Source organism: Zhongshania aquimaris, assembly GCF_019312595.1.
Lineage (GTDB): Bacteria > Pseudomonadota > Gammaproteobacteria > Pseudomonadales > Spongiibacteraceae > Spongiibacter > Spongiibacter aquimaris.
Genome location: NZ_JAHWDQ010000005.1, coordinates 66525 through 86496 on the forward strand (window position 1 = coordinate 66525; position 19972 = coordinate 86496).

Genomic DNA, 19972 nt, shown 5'->3' on the forward strand with positions numbered 1-19972 from the left:
GGTTGGAAAGTAGTATGTTGAGTAGTCGTCATTTTTTCATTACAGGTACTGACACTGACGTGGGCAAGACTTTAATTGGTTGCGGATTGCTTGTGGCTGCTGCAAATAAAGGCTTGCGCACGCTCGCAGTTAAACCGATCGCTGCGGGCGCAGAAAGCACTCCAGATGGATTGCGAAACCAAGATGCGGTCATGTTAATGGAGGCTATGACCGAAAAAATGTCCTATCAGCAAGTTAATCCGGTACTGCTAGAGCAGCCAATAGCGCCGCATATTGCTGCAGAGCAAGTGGGGAGGCGGGTAAGCGTCGCCCAGCTCGCCGGCTTATGTCGTGGCGCGCTGATGCAGAGCGCAGATTTTGTGTTGATTGAGGGCGCGGGCGGTTGGCGAGTGCCATTGAGTGGTCGCGAGTTATTGTCTGGTTTAGCGGTTGAATTGCAAGCTCCGGTTGTACTTGTGGTGGGTATGAAATTGGGCTGCATCAGTCATGCCCTGCTGACAGCGGATGCGATAAAGGCGGATGGCTTGCGCTTAGCGGGGTGGGTGGCAAATCGAATTGACCCTGATATGTCATGTTTTGAAGAAAATGTCTCAACGCTAAAAGCCCTGCTTTCCGCACCCTGCCTTGGTGTGGTGCCCTATTTGAAAGGTGAAAAACGGGGTTTCGATAATGTCGCCAAGTTTTTAGACGTTTCTATTTTGTGACTCTGATCTTAGTCGATCAAAGCTATTACTGACCGCGGTGGGGTAGACGAAGTCACTACAATGATGTGAGCGAGCGCAGCTGAACACCTTCAAATATTGATTAATACCTTGGTGAGGGGCCTTCTTAAAAGGACCTTGTTTAGGACGCGTGAGTCGCTGTTTGCAGATTTTATGGCAGTATACGAAGCAATGTCCTCTGTTAAAAGGCTATTGTTGACTAAGTAACTCGAGTCACTCAGGTTTTTTGTGTTGAATCCCTAACGTTATGATTTTCAAGGTTTTTATAGCTGAGCTGGCGGGAGTGAGCCAAATATCTCAAGCGCATCCTAATCCAAAATAGCTTGCAAGACGTAGTAAAATCGCTATAGTTGTCACTGTCAACATTGGTGGGTGTGTAGCAATCTGCCAGATTTTTGTTCATGAGGTCATTATCATGCCGCAATATACAGCTCCACTTCGCGATATTAATTTTGTACTGAAAGAGGTACTTAACAGCGACAAACACTTTGCCAGTCTTGCTAGCCGTGAAGAAGTTAGTGAAGACTTGATGGACGCCATTATTTCTGAAGGCGCCAAATTCTCTGAAAATGTACTCTCTCCTTTAAACCAGGTCGGAGACCAGCAGGGTTGTACTTGGTCTGAGTCAGGGGTTACTACGCCAGAAGGTTTTAAAGAGGCCTATCAGCAATATGCCGAAGGCGGTTGGCCGTCGATGACCGCTAATCCCCAATTTGGCGGTCAAGGTTTGCCTAATTCCTTGGGCTTGGTTGTAACTGAAATGGTCAGTTCTGCCTGTTGGGCTTGGGGTATGTATACCGGTTTATCGCAGTCGGCCGCGCGCTTGCTTGAGGTTTATGCTAGCGATGAATTGCAAGAAACCTACCTTGAAAAAATGACTAGCGGTATATGGGGCGGCACCATGTGCTTGACGGAGTCCCACTGCGGCTCAGATCTCGGTCTTCTAAGAACAAAAGCCGAAATGAATGCAGATGGCAGCTACAACGTCACCGGCACCAAAATATTTATTTCTGGTGGCGAGCATGACATGATGGAAAACATTATCCATCTTGTGCTGGCTCGTGTAGAGGGTGCGCCATCGGGTACCAAAGGTATTTCCCTATTTGTTGTTCCTAAATTCCTGCCCGACGAGAACGGTGAAGTTGGCGAGCGCAATGGCGTTCACTGCGGCAGCATTGAGCACAAAATGGGTATAAAGGCCTCTGCGACCTGTGTAATGAACTTTGACAGCGCTAAAGGGTTTTTGGTTGGCGAAGAAAATCGCGGCTTGAATGCGATGTTCCATATGATGAACTCGGCTCGTCTAGGTACGGCTTTACAGGGTTTGTCTGCCGGCGAAGCGTCGTTTCAAGGCGCTTTAGAATACGCTCGCGACCGTCTCCAAATGCGTTCACTGAGCGGTCCAAAGAACCCTGACGGTCCTGCCGATCCCTTGATTGTTCATGCCGACGTTCGCCGTATGTTATTAACGCAAAAGGCCTTCGCTGAAGGTAGTCGTGCGTTTATATACTGGGTGGCGCAACTTGTTGATACGTTCTATTTCTCTGGCGATGAACAAGCGCGTCGCGATGCGGAAGAACTATCTGAATTGCTGACCCCAATTGCGAAAGCATTTGTTACTGAAACGGGTTTGGAGTCGGCGAATTACGGTATGCAGGTGTTTGGTGGCCACGGCTTTATTTCTGAGTGGGGGATGGAACAAATCGTCCGCGATTTACGTATTTCTACCCTCTATGAAGGCACTACAGGTATCCAGGCTTTAGATCTACTTGGCCGTAAGGTGATGGGCAGCGGCGGTAAGCAATTGATGGTGTTTACTAAGATTATTCATCAGTTCTGTAAAGAGCAAAAAGACAAGCCGGGCATGGCGCCATTTGTAGAAAAATTGGCTGAGCTAAATGCTGAGTGGGGAGACATCACCGCTAAATTGGGTGAAAAAGCCCTGAGCAATGCCGATGAAGTTGGCGCTGCGTCGGTGGACTACCTAATGTATTCTGGCTATGTGTCGTTAGCGTATATGTGGGCGCGTATGGCCTCGGTTGCTTTAGATGGCGATGCTGATGATGCCTTCCTCAAAGCAAAGATTCAAACCGCGCAATTTTACTATCAACGGTTACTACCTCGCACCGAATCTCACAAACTTGCCATGCTTAATGGGGCGGATAGTGTGATGGCGATGCCTGCAGAAGCTTTTGCATTTTAAGAATTTTGTTTGATTGAATCGCGACGGCCTAGTGCCGTCGTGCTTATTTAGAAGGAGTCATTTATGCCTGAATACAAAGCCCCCCTCCGAGATATGCAATTTGTTCTACACGAAGTTTTCAAAGCTGAAAACTTGTGGCAAGCCATGCCTGCTATGGAAGACGTTAACCGTGAATTAGCTGATGCAATTCTCGAAGAAGGCGCAAAAATTAATGAGTCCTTAGTGGCCCCTTTAAGTCAGCCAGGGCACGAAGAAGGTGTTAAGTGGACTGATGGGGTAGTGACCACGCCGAAGGGTTATCCAGACGCATTTCGACAGCTGGCTGAAGGCGGTTGGGGCGGCTTGTCTGGCGCGCCGGAATACGGCGGGCAAACAATGCCCAAGATGTTGGTGTTGCTGTTTGAAGAAATGTTGTATTCCTCGAATATCGCGATGGGCTTGTATTTAACTCTTACATCTGGCGCGGCCCTGGCTATTTCCAGCCATGCGACGGACGAGCTGAAAACGAAATTCTTGCCGAATATGTATTCAGGTAAGTGGGCTGGCGCCATGTGCTTAACGGAAAGCCATGCGGGTACCGATCTTGGGATGATTCGAACCAAGGCAGAGCCGCTTGCAGATGGCAGTTACAGTATCACTGGTACCAAAATATTTATTACTGGTGGTGATCAGGATTTAACTGAGAATATTATTCATTTGGTGTTAGCTAAATTGCCAGATGCACCTGCCGGCTCCAAGGGTATTTCCTTATTCCTTGTCCCTAAAATGAAGGTCAATGAAGATGGTAGCAGCGGTGAAAACAACGGTGTTCACTGCGGTAGCATAGAACACAAAATGGGTATCAATGCCTCGGCAACCTGCGTAATGAATTTCGATGGTGCGCAGGGTTATCTTGTCGGCGAGATCAATCGTGGTTTGCAGGGTATGTTTACCATGATGAACTACGAGCGTCTGTCGGTGGGCATTCAGGGCTTGAGCGCCGCTGAAGCCGCTTACCAGTGGTCTTCGATATACGCGCGTGAGCGTCTGCAAAGTCGTGCTCCGTCGGGGCCAGTTAATAGTGCTGGTGCAGCTGATCCGATTATTGTGCACCCCGATGTGCGTCGCATGCTATTAACGCAAAAAGCGTATGTAGAGGCTGGCCGTGCATTTGCCGTTTATGTGGGCAAGCAATTAGATGAGTCGAAATTTGGTAGCGGTGACGTTAAAGCCAAGGCAGAAGGTATGGTGGAATTATTGACGCCAATTGCCAAAGCTTTCCTTACCGATAAAGGCCTTGAAGGCACCGTAGCGGGCCAACAGGTTTTTGGCGGCCATGGTTATATACGCGAGTGGGGCATGGAGCAGTTGGTGCGTGACGTGCGCATTAGCCAGATTTACGAAGGCACCAACGGCATCCAAGCACTCGATTTAATGGGTCGTAAAATTGCAGCAAACGGTGCTCAAAATCTTAACGTCCTGATAGCTGAAATGCGGGAATTTGCGACGTCGGCGGCATCAGTGAGCGGTATGGATGAGTTTTTACTTCCCTTAAACGAAGCGATTGATAATCTTGAGTCGCTGTCTGAGTTTGTTTTGGCGCAGGCGCAGGCGGGCGATGCCAACGCCATCGGCGCAGCGTCGGTAGAGTTTCTGCATGTCATGGGCTTCACACTCTATACCTATATGTGGGCGATGATGACACGCACGGTGCTGAGCGGTGAGAGTGACCAAGGCGAGGCTTTTGGACAGGCCAAGCTTCACACCGCACGTTTCTTTATTCAGAGACTGTTGCCGCAGGCAAAAGGGCTGAGCGAATCAATCCGTAATGGCAGTGCCAGCTTAATGGATATTCCAGAGGAAGCATTTGCTTAATTTGATATAAGCACGGTAAAACTGGTTAATAAGGCGGCAACTTGAGATAATAGTGCCGCCTTTTTTATTGCCTAAATAAAGGTGGGCAACGGGCTTTCTAATCGCTAGTGGTGGAATGATGGAAAACGAACACAATAAATTGTACCCAGAAGATCAGGCGAAAGTAGATGCTTTCTTGAAGCAGGGTTATAACAATGTTGAGCGTAAACCTTATCGGCCGCTAAAGTTGCTTGGGATTTTGTTGATCATGGTGTCGACCATCTCGGTAGGTGCTTTATTGCTGGCATGGATGAGCGGTATTCACTGATTCTTGTTCCTCCTTCGTAAAATGGTTACATTCCGCAATTTTTAAAGTGTGAAGCCGCTCCTAGCGGTATCGCGCTTGTACGCCTATTTATCTAGAAAAACGGCATTAGCGTCACGGCCAGAATCAAACCTGCTGTTGGAATAGCAATAGTTAGGGCGGCGATTGGCCAATATGCGCTTTTGTGAGTTTCGCCACAAATGGCTCTTACGGTAGTGACGATATAGCCATTGTGTGGCAGGGAATCCAATGCCCCGGAGGCTATGGACGAAATGCGGTGCAACTGTTCTGGGTTTACACCCGAGTCTGTGTAGTGCGGGCCAAGTACCGGCAGTGCGATTGACAAGCCTCCAGACGCCGAGCCAGTGAGACCTGCAATAGTGGTAACGGCAATGGCGGCACCAATTAACTCGTTACCCGGAATGCCCGTCATCGCGTCTACTGCTACCGCAAAGGCGGGTGATGCTTTGGCCATCGTTCCGAAACCTACTACTGCAGCCGTATTGCCGATCGCAATTAGTGCGCCTGTAGTCCCCTCGTTTATTGCCTTGTTCATATTGTGAAAGTGCCGAAAATTAATCAGCATGATGCAAATGCAACCACCCAGTAGTGCGAGTATTAGCGCGTACTGCTGTAGTGAGTCGTGAAATAAAAAAGACACGCTAAGCACAACCAGCAATGGAAGTAAGCCTGTAATAGGGTGAGGATAATCGCGCTCAGGAATATCTGGGTCGCTAGCGCGGTGCTCGAAGTGCTCGCCGTTGGCTACGGCTTTGCGAATCATTCGGTTGATCCAGAAAAAGCCGCAGATCGCCATAAAAATTGCGACAATAAAACTCACTTCCCATGCTGCGTAAGGGCTAGTGTGCAAAAATTTAACGGGAATCCAGTTTTGAATTTCGGGTGAGCCGGCGGTGGTCATTGTGAAGGTGATTGAGCCGAAGGCGAGAGCGCCTGGAATAAAGCGTCGTGGCAGATTGGCGTCTTTGAATAGACCTAATGCCATCGGGTATACAGAAAACGCGACGACATAAACGCTCACGCCACCGTAAGTTAATATCGCGCAGGCGAGCACAACCGCAGCAACCGCGTGCTTCATTCCGATTTTGCCGATTATCCAGCGCGCGAGGCTGTCGGCAGTGCCAGTGTCCTCCATAAATTTGCCGAACAAGCTGCCAAGTAAGAACATCAAAAACCACGCGCTTACAAAGCCTGCAAAGCCATTCATGTATGTGGTAACAAAGGCGTTTGGCCCGTTGTCAGGAAATACCGGAATGCCGCCGCTCAAACCGACGATGAGTGCGCATATGGGCGCGGCAATAAACAGATTCCAGCCTCGCAGCGCTAGAGTCGTTAGCAGGAGTAAGCCGCCGACTAATCCGATCATACTGACCATGAAGTGCTCCTAAATACGTTTAGCGGGCCGTATTTTCAATGAAGTGGATAATCCTAACCGACTAAGCCAAGTTACGGCCATTCGAAATCAATTGATTATCATTGTTTAGCTGAAAGTGAGTGGTGAGTAGTGACTAAGAGAAGGGCTTGTAACAAGAGGCCTAGGGCCCCTTGTTACATAGTGGGCTGCGAAATTAGACGTGGATACCTTTAAGAACAGCAGCCAGCGCCATTTGCTCAGAAGACACCTCGGCTTTTTTCTCGTCGCCGTCACCTTTGGCAGCAGACGAGTCTGGGAAGGTGCGGAAAACCGTGTTCATGATGATTTCTACCGCCTTGGGCATAATAGCGTTTAGTACTTGCATCGATATACCAAGACCGGTCGCTATACGTTTAGGTCTGCGAATAATGGCATTACAAATCATATCGGCGGCTTCGTCTGGCGACAAAGTGGGCACCGAGTTGTAGATTGATGTTGGCCCTATCATCGGGGTTCTGACCAGTGGCATATTAATCGTCGTAAAGGCAATATTCCGGTCAGAGAACTCCGCTGCAGCCGCGCGTGAGAACGCGTCCAGTGCAGATTTAGACGCAGCATAGGCTGAAAAACGCGGCGACGTTCCGACGATGACGGCAATAGATGAAATATTGATGACGTGACCGGCTTTGCGCTCGAGCATTGAGGGAGCCAAACCCATAATTAGGCGGATTGCGCCAAAGTAGTTTAGCTGCATGGTGCGTTCAAAGTCATGGAAGCGATCAAACGTTAATTCCAGCGAGCGGCGAATTGAGCGCCCTGCATTGTTGACCAGTACATCCACTTGGCCATGATTTTCTAATAAAGTTGCGACTAATTTATCGCAGGAAGCTAAATCTGATACGTCGCAGCTATAGGCGTAGCTGGTACCGCCTTTTTCAGCAATTTCTTTTTGAGTTTCTTCTAACTTCTCAAGTGTGCGCGCCACGAGAACGACCTTGCCACCGGCAGCGGCAAGTTTGATAGCGGCGGCTTTACCGATCCCCGAAGATGCGCCGGTAATAACAATTACCTTATCCTTTACGTTTCCACGCAATGAGCGGTCTTTAAATAGATCGGGGTCGAGGTTGCGCTCCCAGTAGTCCCATATTTTGTGGGCGTAATCTTCTAAGGCCGGTGGCGAAATGCCACTACCTTTCAAGGCTTTGAGGGTGTCCCGTGTATCGAATCGAGTCGGCATATTCATAAAACCGACGGCGTCTTGTGGAATGTGGTAGTCCGCTAATATCGCATTTATGATGCGGCGAACCGGCGGCAGACCTTTTAAAAGATTAAGAACGGATGCCGGAATAAATGCAAACATCCGCATATCTATACGCAGTGCAAATCGCGGTGCATGGGCGGCTTGTGAAAATATATTGAGGACTTCGCCAACTTGCTGTGATTCAGGATTAACCAAATGGAAGCAGCGGCCGTCTAGCCCAGCCTTATGGGATAAAAAGTCCATCGCATCGGCAACATAGTCAACTGGGACTATGTTCATCTGCCCGCCTTCAAGGCCGATTAACGGTACCCACTGAGGGATGCGGTTGCGGAGCTTTTGCAGTAGTTTAAAGAAGTAATAAGGGCCGTCGATTTTATCAATTTCACCGGTTTTAGAGTCACCGACAACCATTGCAGGTCGATAGATACGATAGGGAATTTTACATTCGTTACGGACTAGGCCTTCAGAAACATGCTTGGTGCGGAAGTACGCGTGCTCGAGACCTTTTGCCTCTTCGAACATATCCTCTCGAAAAGTACCTCGGTATAAACCTGCCGCTGCAATTGAGCTGGCTAGATGAAAGCACTTGGCGCTCATTGCTTCAGCAGCAGCGATAGCATTTTTGGTGCCGTCTACATTGGCGATTTCTTGGCTGGCGGCGTCAGCTTTCAGGTCGTAAATGGCGGCAAGGTGATAAAAGTGCTTAACCGAGCCTTTCAGCGTAGCCATATCCTTGGTGCTAATACCTAAACACGGCTTGGATAGATCACCATTTATTGCTACTAGGCGGTTGCTGTTTAGCCCAGTTTTTTCTAATAGGTCTTTGTATTTTTGTTTTGAGCCTCTGCGCACCAATACATAAATAGTACCTTTGCGTTTGGCAAGACGTTCAATGAGAAAACGGCCTATAAAGCCAGTACCGCCGGTGACAAAATAGCTCATGGTGTATCTCCAATATTATGAATTTCGTTACTTTGTTATTTTTTGGTTTTAGCTAGTGCTGATGGCGAGACGGCCTCTTCAAGGTCGTCAAACGCATCGTGTATATAGTTGCCGAGAATATCTAGGTTCGGCATTGCCGTCGTAGCAACCAAGCCAAACTGCAAGCGGCCATCATAACTGTATAGCGTAATATTGAGATGGTTGCTCGGCGTTAAGGCACTTATAGGGTACATTTCTTCTAATTTTGCGCCCTTCAAGTACAGTGCTTTTGCGGGCCCGGGTACATTGGAAACTAAGGTATTACCCAGCGGTGGCAGTACATCGCCGAGCTTCAATGCCTCACCAATAAGCGAAACCCCGCCCAGAAGGACCGTATACGCCATGACCGACGCCGGCGGAACCCCATCGATCTGGTATCGTACGTTGCGTAGGGTAAAGCCGATTTCTCTCAGTCTTTCGTAGGGGTCGGTGGTCTTGCTGGCTAGTTCAACAAGCACAATGCCGATTTTATTTCCGAAGCTGTCATCGCCACTTTGGCGCAAATTCACGGGCATCTGAATGGTAATCGGTTCGTTGATATCAGTTCCGCAATCCTGCAAGTAGCGGTGCAGAGCGCCGTCGATACAGGTCAGCGCAATATGGTTGAGGGTAGAGCGAGTCAGTTTGCGCAGCCGGTGCACGCGCTCCATGTCGACGGCGGCAGTGGCTATTTGGCGTCCGGCGCTGACTTGCCCTGTTAGCGGTGTTGAGCTATTTGCCTTAAATGGCACAGCGACCGCATTTTTGGTTAGGTTGAGTGTTTCTAGAGCGAGCTGTGCACTGAGCTTGGTGAGTCCGGTTAATGCCTTAATATAGTCGCCAGAGCGCCCACCTAGCTGGCTTAATACTTTCATGATTGAAATGCTGTCCGCCGTATTTTGTAGGCGTTTTTGAGGCAATACTGACCATATCGGCGTGACTGATTTCGTTCTGGCAGATTTACTTAAGCTATTCACAAGCCATGAGGACATGGTAACGCCGTCGGCATAGGCGTGATGTAGTTTGGTATAAATGGCAAAGCGTTTGTCATCAATGCCTTGAATAACATGCATTTCCCACATTGGTCGTGAACGATCCATGCGAATACTGTGTAAATCGCCAATCAAATCGTAAAGGCTTTCACGAAAATCGTGGCCCTCAATACGGTGATAAAAGACATGGTTGTTAATGTCGAAATCTAGATCACATCGCCAACGAGGGGCGCTAATGGCAGAAAATTGAATAATTTGATTAAACGGCGCGCGAATCTCTTCGATATTGCCTGCGTATTCATTAACCAGTTGTTCAACATAACTTTCGCTCGCGTTTGCGGGCTTGCGAAACATAAGTAGACCGCCCACATGTTTGGGGCTCGCGTCAGTCTCGGTTAGAAAAAAAGCTAAATCCATTACTGAAAGTTTTGCCATTCGTTCCGTACCTCGTAGTTACAACTACCTGTTATATTTAGCGTTGTCATGTTTTTTGCCACGCCGGGGCGTAAGCTAGGTCATTGAATACAACTTTAGTCTATGTCCTAATGTTTTTATTGGCTATTGCTGTTTTTTTTAATAGCAATAATTTTCGGTCAATAGTCTTTATATCGTGTAAAGCTTCAAGCTAGAACACAAATAGCCGTTTTTACAGTGAATGGCAAAGAGGGTTTGTGGACAGTAGGGATAGATATTCATGATTTTGGGTTTGATATCACGACTTAAGCGTTGGTACGCAATTCCCTATTTGCTTATATGCATTGCGGTTTCTTCTCAAAGCCTTTACCAGCTATTTACCGATTCAAGATTTAGTTTGTCTTGGTTAGGCGCTTTGGTAGCGGTCGGGCCATTAGTTCTCTTTATGAGCTTGGTGTATACCTTTCCTTACACGAGGGTTGTTCGTTTTATCGCAATTCCAGTGATAATGGCTTTGCTGGGTGCCCTGTTAACGGTAGTGGAGATGCGACCTCTGCCTACATTTTATACCTTGTTTTTTGGTCTTGGTGGGGTATTGGTTTATGTGTTTTGGTATACCTATCTCGATCGAAGCGACAATGTTCTGCTGAAAAAAGGTGCGTACTTAGCTGATTTTACGGTGAGCTCCCTAGCAGGGGAGAAGGTTTCGACGTCTAGCTTTTTAGGGAAAAAAGTACTGTGGGTTTTTTTTCGAGGCAATTGGTGCCCTATGTGCCAGTCACAATTGGCGCACTTAGCTGAAGAATATGAAACTCTTCGCGAGCGGGGAATTGAGCTGGCACTTATCAGCCCGCAAAGTAGAGAAAAAAGTGCGCAGCAACAGTCGCGACTTAGCGTCTCAATACCATTCTATATGGATGAAGACAATAACGCAGCGCGCACGCTTGGCATTGTTCACCGCTACGGTGTGCCGCTGGGTATACTTGGTTATGGACACGATACCGTTTTGCCAACGGTAGTAGTGACGGATGAAAGTGGAAAAATTATTTATGTTGATTTAACGGATAATTTCCGTATTCGGCCGAGTGTAGAAACAATAATAGCAAGCCTGGATCAAGCCTGGATCAAGCTTGGGTGTAGCGTAGTGGGTTGGAATCAATGACGACAGATATAAGGGCTGCGGCTACCGTAGTGATAGTTCGCGACGGCGACAAGAACTTAGAAATATTACTGTTACGCAGGCATACGCAGCTTAAGGTTGGCGGTGGCCACTGGGTGTTCCCAGGTGGTACTGTGGATCCTGAAGATGCGATTGGTGCGGAAACTGACGAACAGGCGGCGCGAGCTGCCGCTATAAGGGAGACGCAGGAGGAAGCCGGTCTAAAGCTATCTGCTGATAGTTTATTGCTATTGTCACACTGGACAACGCCGCCGTCGATCGGGCGACGATTTGCTACGTGGTTTTATCTTGCCGAGGGCGATCGCCGTGAGATTGTTGTTGATGGCGAAGAAATGGATGACTATCGCTGGGGAGCACCTGAAGAATTCCTGCAGCAGCATCGCAGCGGCGAGCTGGCTTTAATGCCGCCAACGGTGGTTACCCTTACTGAGTTGGCGGCGTGCGTTAGCCAAGTTGATGCGCAGCGCTTCTACAGTGATCGCGACGTTCCCTATTTTGAGCCGAGAATTTCGTCGCACAACGATAATGTCTGCATGCTATACGGTGGTGACGCTGGCTATAGTAATTGTGACCCGAATGTCGGTGGCCCGCGAAATCGCTGTTATTTGGAAAATGGCGTATGGCGCTATGAGTACAGTACAACATAATAATAAGACTGAAGATCGTCCCAGGAATAATTTTCGCTTAGGAGCGAAGGATTATTGTGCTTGCGGTGTTTAATCATTAACGGCCGGAACAAAGCAGTAATATTCTTAACAATGATTCTTGGGAGAACCCATTATGAATACAGCACAAAAAATACTTGGTGTGATTGTTTCTATGGCGGCAATGTCGGCAATTGCTGGCGAAGGTGCTAAGCAGCACCCGAAATTTGATTTAAACGGTGATGGCACAGTAAGTACAGAGGAAATGGCGCAGCATCGCCAAGCCATGTTCTCGAAAATGGACATAAATAGCGATGGCAATTTGACCCGCGAAGAAGTGGCCGAATACAAGGCCAAGCGAATGGCTGAGCGCGAAGCGAATAAGAAAGATCGCTTTGACCAAGCAGACGCTAATGGCGATGGTCAGGTATCTGCGGATGAGTTTGCCGCCAGCACCGATAAAATGACAAAGCGCATGGACAGTAATGGTGATGGCAATATCGACCGCCGTGAAATGTTTAAGGCGATGCGCGATCACGGTGGTGACCGTCACGGCGGCGAGCACCGTCAAGGTAGCGGTGTGTAATTGAGGGTCCGCATTCGCCAATTCAATAGGTTTCAGCGTGCAGTTATCTGACATTGAATTGATGCGGCGAGTAGCGGGCGGCGACCAACAGGCATTTTCAGTGTTGTTGGACCGCCACAGTAAAATGGTATTAAACCTTGTATACCGCATTGTATTGTCCCGAGACGATGCCGAAGATTTATGCCAAGAAGTGTTTGAACGCCTGTGGAAACAAGCACCGGATTGGCGGGACGATGCCAAATTAACGACATGGCTATATCGGGTTGCGAATAACTTGGCACTCAATTACAAGCAGCGAGTTCAGCAGCGGCATGTGTCGGATGACGGTTCGATTGAATTGCTTGTCGAGCATGCTGAGTCGGTTATGCCCCCAAATGAAAACGAAAACTTAGCAGTGCATGATGCCCTAAAGGCCCTTCCAGATAACCAGCGTGCGGTAATGGTATTCAGGTTTTATCAAGATGTTTCAGTGAAAGACATTGCCGTGATTATGGGCTTATCTGCTAAAGCAGTGGAATCGCTCATAAGCCGGGCTAAGCAGCAGCTAAGAACACGATTAGGAGGTCGAGAATGACATCGGCAGAACAAATATTTTCAGCCTTATTGACCCGCTATGGCGCTAATGCCGATCATTGGCCCTTTCTATATCGCGTGCTTTTACCCTTGTTTCTGCGGTTGGATGCCTGCGCTGCGCAGTGGCGCGAAGCCCAAGTCGAGGAGGGTGCTATACGTGCGCTCTATAAAATTGATTTGCCGGAGCTGACTCCTAGCACCGCGTTACGGGCTCGCTTAGCAGCCATCGCAGAGCTACCGAGTAAAACAGCGCGTGATCCTTATATACCCGTGTGGCGTTTAAGTTTTGCTGCGGCAATGGCGTCGGCCTTATTGGGCGTGGTGCTGGGCGCGGGTGGCTACTTTGCGGATTATGCCGATCCTGATGATTATGTGTTTGAAACAACAGCGAGTTATGAAGTGAGTGATTGGATAGCAGGTACAGGCTTATGAGTACACGTAAAGGCATTGTTATCGCGCTGTTCGTGTCCTTGGTGTTAAACGGGGTTTTGATTGGTTTATACGCTGGTCATCGCCTAATGGGTGAGGAGCGCCACGCTATGCATGGTATGGCAAAACACCTGCTTAAAGACGAGCCGCAAGAACTTGCTGAGCCAATGCGTCAAGTGCTTGAAATGCATCGCAAAGATATGGTCAAAGCGTATCGAAAGCTGCGTGCAGCGCGCCGAGACATGGTTGCAATATTAAAACAAGATACGGCAACAGAGACAGAGATCAGTGAGGGGTTTAAGGAAATTCGGATCGCTGATACGAATTTAAAACGGGTGAGTCATGAGGTGTTGGCAACGGTACTGGTAACGTTGCCGCCCGAGCAGCGACTGCAGTTTGCGCTCCGTGAATTAGGTCGGATGAAAAATAAAAAGCCAAGACCTAGCGAGCCGGAATATAGTGGCGAGCGGTCTTCGCAGTAGCTGGTATTAGTGCATTTTTAACTCGCCGTTATACCAATGCCTGCGCCAGCGATCAAACACGCGTTCGGGATACCAGCTTTTGCCGAGACTACCATTGTAGCGAGCGAGGGCGCGGTGAACATTGCCTTTTTCTTTTTGTAAGTAAAACTGCAAAATCTGGCAGCCATAGCGCAGATTGGTATCTGCATTGGTAAGGTTGTCGTCGGGGCGGCCGATTTCTTTTTTCCAAAACGGCATCACCTGCATTAAGCCCTGAGCGCCAACACGTGACACTGCAAAACGGTCGAAATAACTCTCTACCTCAATGAGCGCCAACACCAATTCGGGACTTAGTCCTGCTGCGCTCGCCTCTCTGTGTACGCTGCGTAAAAAAGTGAGCCGCTCCTGTGGATCTTTAATATATCTTGTCATTCGTCCTGACATATCAAATAACCAAACCTCAGCATCGAAGCGATCCTTAAAGCTGCCGGCATCTGCAACCGCTTGCTTAAGGAATACTCTCAGTTCCTCGTGCTCCAGCTGTTCGGCTGATAGTGCGACGCTACCAGCGTCGCTTGGGATGCCGGCAATGCTCAGCGGCGAGCTAATCAACATCAGCAGCAATGCCAGCCGCGAAGCTAGTCCTGCGAAACGAGTTTGCACGGTGTAGACGTCTGGCATTTAACGTGGCAGTTGCTGCTGAATGAAGTCGACGACATCGTCAATCGCAATGTCTTCATTGTCGCTTGCGCTGCGGTTCTTGTATTCAAGCATGCCATTGTCTAGGCCGCGGTCGCCAATCACGATGCGGTGAGGTATACCCATCAGCTCCATGTCAGCAAACTTCACCCCTGGTCGCTCATTGCGATCATCAAGTAAGACGTCGTAGCCTAATCCACGCAAGGTGGCGTAGAGGTGTTCCGCGTGCTCGCGAACCCGTTCAGATTTTTGAATGTTCAATGGCACGATGGCGACCTCAAACGGCGCGATGCTGGCTGGCCAAATAATGCCTTTCTCGTCGTGATTTTGCTCGATGGCCGATGCCACCACACGGGTTACACCAATGCCGTAGCAACCCATGATCATGGTTTGCTCTTTGCCGTTTTCGTTGAGTACGGTGGCTTTCATCGCCTCTGAATACTTGGAGCCTAATTGGAAGATATGACCCACTTCGATACCGCGCTTAATAAGCAAACTACCTTGCCCGTCTGGGCTAGGGTCACCTTCAACTACGTCGCGCAGATCGGCTGTTTCAGTAAAGCTGGTATCTCTATCCCAGTTTGTGCCACTGAGGTGGAAACCGTCTTCGTTGGCGCCGCAAATAAAATCTGCGCTGTGCGCAGCGCTGCGATCTGCAATGATACGGATGCTTAAGCCCACTGGGCCAATAGAACCGGGTTTGCAATTCAGTTTGGCTTGAATATCTTCCTCACTAGCGAAAGTGAGTGGCGATGCTACGCCAGCTATTTTCTCAGCTTTAATTTCATTCAAATTATGATCGCCGCGCACGACTAAGGCGATCAAATCCTGCTTGCCGTTCTCGTCAGCGTCGCTGTACACAATCAAGGTTTTAAGTATTTGTGCAGCGGCTACCTTCAGCAGGGCGCTGACCTCATCAATAGTGTGCGCGCCGGGCGTGGCAATTTTCTCTAACGTGCTATTAGGTGCAGGGCGTGCTCCAGCGGGGGCGAGTGCCTCTGCCATTTCGACGTTGGCGGCGTAGTCAGAGGTATCGGAGAAGGCGATATCGTCTTCGCCGGATGACGCTAACACGTGAAATTCATGTGAGCCACTGCCGCCGATAGAACCGGTGTCGGCGATAACAGGGCGGAAGTCCAAGCCCAGGCGGGTAAATATGCGAGTGTAGGTCGCGTGCATTTCATCGTAAGTGGCTTGCAGTGATTCTTGGTCATTGTGGAAGGAATAGGCGTCTTTCATTATAAATTCGCGTGAACGCATCACGCCAAAGCGCGGGCGAATTTCGTCACGAAATTTAGTTTGAATCTGATAAAAGTTTGCCGGGAGCTGCTTGTAGCTCTTTATTTCATTGCGGATTAGATCTGTTATGACCTCTTCGTGGGTGGGGCCGAGGCAAAACGAACGGTTGTGGCGGTCGCCAATACGCAGTAATTCGGCGCCGTATTGCTCCCAGCGACCAGACTCCTCCCAGAGTTCTGCGGGCTGCACAACTGGCATCATCACCTCCATTGCGCCGCCCCGATCCATTTCTTCGCGAACGATATTTTCGACTTTACGCAGCACCCGCAGGCCCATCGGCAGCCATGTGTAGAGACCGGTGGCGAGCTTGCGTATCATGCCTGCTCGCAGCATAAGTTGATGGCTAATGACTTCAGCGTCGGCTGGGGTTTCTTTTTGGGTGGCAATTAGGAATTGGCTAGCGCGCATGGTGTAATTCTGGCCTTATTTATCAGAGTTTGCGCATTTTACGATTGATCGGTAGCGCGGTACAGGCCGCAGGGGGAGTGATGTTCAAATTACATGATGCTTTAGCGCGAGATTGCGCTGTAGTGGGCGATTTACCGTTGTGTCGGCTGCTGTTAATGAATGATTGTCAGTACCCTTGGCTTATCTTGGTGCCGCGCCGGGAGAATGTGCGTGAGGTGTGTGATTTAAGCGCAGAGGATCAGCAGCTGTATCTAGTGGAGTCAAATGCGACTTGTGCTGTATTGCAGAATACCTTTGCGGCGGAAAAATTAAATGTTGCCGCTTTGGGTAACATGGTGCCGCAGCTGCATATACACCATATTGCGCGATTTGCTGCTGATCCAGCCTGGCCAAAGCCCGTTTGGGGGCTTCTCCCTGCTAAAGCCTATGAGTCGGCTACATTGGCTGCTCGCTTAACTAAAATACGTGCAGCTTACTCTGCGTATGGGATGGAATTAGTCGCTTAGTTTGCCATTGTTGGTGCCAGCCATAAGGCCGCGCCTGACCGGAAAAAACTGGTGCTGCGGTTTTTATGCGGCTACTTCTCAGCTTCGTTTTTCCATTTGCAGTGATATTACAGCTCAGCTTTTCAGACGATTTTTGTGCTCGTCATACAAAAATTGCCTTTTTCACAGTGTTTTGAGCGAAAAACAGCGCTTTAATCTTGTATTGGATAGCACAATCTACTATAGATAGTCGCAGGCACAGATTCGTGATTAGCATGCGGTACCTGCTGGTTGGTGCTTAGAACCGTATTTAGGCCAATAAAACTTAACGTGTGATACAGGAATATTCTAATGGCGATAAAAAAAGCTGCTCCCAAAAAAGCTGCCCCAAAAAAAGCTGTTGCTAAAAAAGCTGCACCGAAAAAAGCACCAGCGAAAGCAAAAGTTGCCGCGACTGCTGCAGCTGTTGCACCTAAGCGCAAAACGACTGTGATTTCAGAGAAAATGACCAAAACTCAAATTCTGACTGAGATTGCTGAAAACACTAATTTGACCCGTAAGCAGGTTGGTGATGTGCTCGAAGAGCTGGAAGTACTTATTGAACGCAGCGTTAAAAAACGCGCGTTGGGTGAGTTCACCATTCCAGGCCTAATGAAAATCACCACCGTTAAAAAGCCAGCTACCAAGGCTCGTAAAGGGATTAACCCATTTACCGGTGCAGAAACCATGTTCAAAGCCAAGCCAGCCAGCGTTGCTGTTAAGGTTCGCCCATTGAAAAAGCTTAAAGACTTCGCAATTTAAGTCTGATTACGGTCAGCCTCGGCATTTATTAATGTGTTCGAGGCTGATTTCCCCGCTGTATCGGTTTATTTCCCCCCAAATTCACAGCTGCATTTATTGCCGGCCCCGCTTTGCGTTATAATCCCGCTCCTTTTATGCCGCTTGTCTCTAAATGGCATCGTTGTGTGTTATGAGTTTGGGGAATTTTAATGCCTATTTACGAATACCAGTGCCAAGCCTGCCAATATGCGCATGAGGCTCTTCAGAAAATGAGCGATCCGGCGTTAACAGATTGCCCGGAGTGTGGGGCGGCGGCATTGGTGAAAAAGATTTCGGCGGCAGGCTTTCGTTTGAAAGGCGGCGGCTGGTATGAGACAGATTTTAAAAGTGGCGACAAAAAGAAGAATTTGGCAGGCGACGGCTCGGGTGGTGGCTCGTCCGCTGCCTCAGATGCCTAGGCTTTGAAGTAAATACCCTTAGTGGGTGCACGAACTAAGTGATTGGTGCCAAGAACAGGGCGCCAATGGAATAAGCTAGATATACATTAATACAGTGAGAACAGAACACATGCGCAGTCATTATTGCGGCAGCTTGGGCAGTGAACATATAGATCAAGACGTTACCCTATGTGGTTGGGTCGACCGTCGCCGTGATCATGGTGGGGTTATATTCCTTGATATGCGTGACCGCGAGGGCATCGTACAGGTTGTTTTTGACCCCGATACTGAAGAGCATTTTCGCACCGCTGACCGCGTTCGTGGCGAATATGTCTTGCGTATTCGCGGCCGTGTTCGCGCGCGCGCTGGTGCGACAGTTAATGCCAATATGAAAACCGGTGCCATTGAGGTGCTGGGCAAAGAGCTAGAAATTCTGAATGAATCAGAAACCCCGCCCTTTCAGTTGGATGATCACACCAATGTCGGTGAAGACGTCCGTCTGCGTTATCGCTATTTAGATCTGCGTCGTCCGCAGATTTCTGACAAATTGCGTTTGCGAGCAAAGATAACATCGGTGTTGCGCCGCTATTTAGACAGTCAGAACTTTCTCGATATTGAAACCCCAATCTTAACCCGAGCAACCCCTGAGGGTGCGCGCGATTATTTGGTGCCCAGCCGTACTCATGCGGGTAAATTCTTTGCCTTGCCGCAGTCGCCGCAGTTGTTCAAGCAGCTGTTAATGGTGTCCGGCTTTGATCGCTACTACCAAATTGCTAAATGTTTTCGCGACGAAGATCTGCGCGCTGACCGTCAGCCAGAATTTACCCAGATAGATATTGAAACGTCCTTTATGGACGATAAGCAGATCATGGCCGTGACAGAAGGTATGATTCGCGACCTCTTTGAAGAGGTAATGAATATTGACCTCGGCGACTTCCCAACCATGAAATACGCAGAGGCAATGTCGCGTTTTGGTAGCGATAAGCCTGATATGCGCATTCCGCTAGAAATGGTTGATGTTGGCGACCTCATGCAGGAAGTCGAATTTAAAGTGTTCTCTGGTCCTGCTAATAGCGCCGATGGCCGAGTAGCCGCATTAAAAGTACCGGGTGGTAACGAGGCGCTGACCCGCAAGCAGATAGACGAATACACCAAGTTTGTAGGTATCTACGGCGCGAAAGGTTTGGCTTATATCAAGGTCAACGATAAGTCTGATCTGGAAAATGGCTTGCAGTCTCCCATCGTTAAATTCTTGCCTGAGCCTGTGCGCGCTGCGATTTTGGCGCGTCTTGAGGCTGAGAATGGTGACCTTATTTTCTTCGGTGCCGACACGATTAAAATTGTTAATGAGGCCTTAGGAGCTCTGCGTTGCAAATTGGGTGAAGATCTTAAGCTATATACCTGTGCGTGGGCGCCGCTGTGGGTTGTCGACTTCCCGATGTTTGAGCAAGATGGCAGTGGTAACTGGACATCATTGCACCATCCGTTTACCGCGCCTTCCTGCACGCCCGAAGAGCTTGAGAAAGCACCAGGTGAAGCCTTGTCTATCGCCTACGATATGGTTCTGAATGGAACGGAGTTAGGCGGCGGTTCTGTTCGTATACACCGTGGTGATATGCAGCAAGCCGTTTTCCGAGTGCTGGGTATTGGTCCAGAAGAGGCAGAAGAGAAGTTTGGCTTCCTGCTTGACGCGTTAAAGTACGGCGCTCCACCGCACGGTGGTTTGGCGTTTGGTCTTGATCGTTTGGTCATGTTGATGACCGGCGCCAAGTCTATTCGCGATGTCATTGCCTTCCCGAAAACCCAGAGTGCCGCCTGCGTCATGACAGATGCGCCTGGCCTTGTTGAGGCTAAGCAGCTTACAGAGTTAAACATTCGCTTGCGTAAGCTTGAGGAAAAATAGCGG

At 49.0% G+C, this 19972-nt stretch carries 19 protein-coding genes; 14 read left to right on the plus strand and 5 right to left on the minus strand.

Translation table 11 applies throughout. The features are described from left to right. Window positions 1-14 precede the first annotated feature (14 nt). From bioD to KXJ70_RS16225, 4 genes are all read left to right on the plus strand, one after another. A complete protein-coding gene (gene bioD, locus KXJ70_RS16210; protein WP_255558541.1) occupies window positions 15-704 on the plus strand; it encodes a dethiobiotin synthase in 690 nt (229 codons plus the stop codon). A 433-nt stretch (window positions 705-1137) separates the two neighbouring features. Continuing rightward, window positions 1138-2925, plus strand: a complete 1788-nt coding sequence (locus tag KXJ70_RS16215; protein WP_219044589.1) for an acyl-CoA dehydrogenase C-terminal domain-containing protein — start codon at window positions 1138-1140, stop codon at window positions 2923-2925. Between the two features lie 63 nt (window positions 2926-2988). Then, window positions 2989-4779 (plus strand): acyl-CoA dehydrogenase C-terminal domain-containing protein, encoded by a 1791-nt coding sequence (locus KXJ70_RS16220; protein WP_219044590.1) that lies wholly within the window; start codon window positions 2989-2991, stop codon window positions 4777-4779. Between the two features lie 118 nt (window positions 4780-4897). Then, entirely contained in the window at window positions 4898-5086 is a 189-nt protein-coding gene (locus KXJ70_RS16225) for a DUF3094 family protein (RefSeq protein WP_219044709.1), read from the plus strand. 91 nt (window positions 5087-5177) lie between these two features. Here KXJ70_RS16225 and KXJ70_RS16230 read toward each other — a convergent pair whose 3' ends face one another. The 3 genes from KXJ70_RS16230 to KXJ70_RS16240 form a co-directional block, all read right to left on the minus strand. Continuing rightward, window positions 5178-6479 (minus strand): GntP family permease, encoded by a 1302-nt coding sequence (locus tag KXJ70_RS16230; RefSeq protein ID WP_219044591.1) that lies wholly within the window; start codon window positions 6477-6479, stop codon window positions 5178-5180. Window positions 6480-6672: 193 nt separating this feature from the next. Then, entirely contained in the window at window positions 6673-8661 is a 1989-nt protein-coding gene (locus tag KXJ70_RS16235; RefSeq protein WP_219044592.1) for an SDR family oxidoreductase, read from the minus strand. A 35-nt stretch (window positions 8662-8696) separates the two neighbouring features. Continuing rightward, the gene (locus KXJ70_RS16240; protein WP_219044593.1) at window positions 8697-10106 is read right to left on the minus strand and encodes a wax ester/triacylglycerol synthase family O-acyltransferase; all 1410 of its coding nucleotides are present in this window, start codon (window positions 10104-10106) and stop codon (window positions 8697-8699) included. 259 nt (window positions 10107-10365) lie between these two features. On the opposite strand from KXJ70_RS16240, the gene KXJ70_RS16245 reads away from it, so the two are divergent. The 6 genes from KXJ70_RS16245 (at window position 10366) to KXJ70_RS16270 (ending at window position 13979) form a co-directional block, all read left to right on the plus strand. Then, window positions 10366-11247, plus strand: coding sequence for a redoxin domain-containing protein (locus tag KXJ70_RS16245; RefSeq protein WP_219044594.1), 882 nt, complete (start codon window positions 10366-10368; stop codon window positions 11245-11247). Next, window positions 11244-11912: an NUDIX hydrolase gene (locus KXJ70_RS16250; RefSeq protein ID WP_219044595.1), complete on the plus strand. Its 669-nt coding sequence runs from the start codon at window positions 11244-11246 to the stop codon at window positions 11910-11912. The genes KXJ70_RS16245 and KXJ70_RS16250 overlap by 4 nt, the downstream gene beginning before the upstream one ends. Before the next feature lie 133 nt (window positions 11913-12045). Beyond that, entirely contained in the window at window positions 12046-12495 is a 450-nt protein-coding gene (locus KXJ70_RS16255; protein WP_219044710.1) for an EF-hand domain-containing protein, read from the plus strand. Between the two features lie 37 nt (window positions 12496-12532). Beyond that, entirely contained in the window at window positions 12533-13069 is a 537-nt protein-coding gene (locus KXJ70_RS16260; protein WP_219044596.1) for an RNA polymerase sigma factor, read from the plus strand. Beyond that, window positions 13066-13500, plus strand: coding sequence for a hypothetical protein (locus tag KXJ70_RS16265; protein ID WP_219044597.1), 435 nt, complete (start codon window positions 13066-13068; stop codon window positions 13498-13500). Before KXJ70_RS16260 ends, KXJ70_RS16265 begins: the two co-directional genes overlap by 4 nt. Next, a complete protein-coding gene (locus KXJ70_RS16270) occupies window positions 13497-13979 on the plus strand; it encodes a periplasmic heavy metal sensor (protein ID WP_219044598.1) in 483 nt (160 codons plus the stop codon). The genes KXJ70_RS16265 and KXJ70_RS16270 overlap by 4 nt, the downstream gene beginning before the upstream one ends. A gap of 6 nt (window positions 13980-13985) precedes the next feature. Here the strand turns inward: KXJ70_RS16270 and KXJ70_RS16275 are convergent, their stop codons facing one another. Both KXJ70_RS16275 and KXJ70_RS16280 read right to left on the minus strand, forming a co-directional pair. Further along, window positions 13986-14639 (minus strand): lytic transglycosylase domain-containing protein, encoded by a 654-nt coding sequence (locus KXJ70_RS16275; protein ID WP_255558543.1) that lies wholly within the window; start codon window positions 14637-14639, stop codon window positions 13986-13988. After that, the gene (locus tag KXJ70_RS16280) at window positions 14640-16364 is read right to left on the minus strand and encodes a proline--tRNA ligase (protein WP_219044599.1); all 1725 of its coding nucleotides are present in this window, start codon (window positions 16362-16364) and stop codon (window positions 14640-14642) included. It abuts the gene before it with no gap. Between the two features lie 80 nt (window positions 16365-16444). Here KXJ70_RS16280 and KXJ70_RS16285 point away from each other — a divergent pair, with 80 nt between their 5' ends. From KXJ70_RS16285 to aspS, 4 genes are all read left to right on the plus strand, one after another. Then, complete coding sequence (locus KXJ70_RS16285; RefSeq protein WP_219044600.1) at window positions 16445-16870, plus strand: HIT domain-containing protein; 426 nt, start codon at window positions 16445-16447, stop codon at window positions 16868-16870. A 330-nt stretch (window positions 16871-17200) separates the two neighbouring features. Further along, window positions 17201-17650: an HU family DNA-binding protein gene (locus KXJ70_RS16290; protein WP_219044601.1), complete on the plus strand. Its 450-nt coding sequence runs from the start codon at window positions 17201-17203 to the stop codon at window positions 17648-17650. Between the two features lie 188 nt (window positions 17651-17838). Beyond that, the gene (locus tag KXJ70_RS16295) at window positions 17839-18087 is read left to right on the plus strand and encodes an FmdB family zinc ribbon protein (RefSeq protein WP_219044602.1); all 249 of its coding nucleotides are present in this window, start codon (window positions 17839-17841) and stop codon (window positions 18085-18087) included. A 109-nt stretch (window positions 18088-18196) separates the two neighbouring features. Then, the gene (gene aspS / locus KXJ70_RS16300) at window positions 18197-19969 is read left to right on the plus strand and encodes an aspartate--tRNA ligase (RefSeq protein ID WP_219044603.1); all 1773 of its coding nucleotides are present in this window, start codon (window positions 18197-18199) and stop codon (window positions 19967-19969) included. Window positions 19970-19972 lie beyond the last annotated feature (3 nt).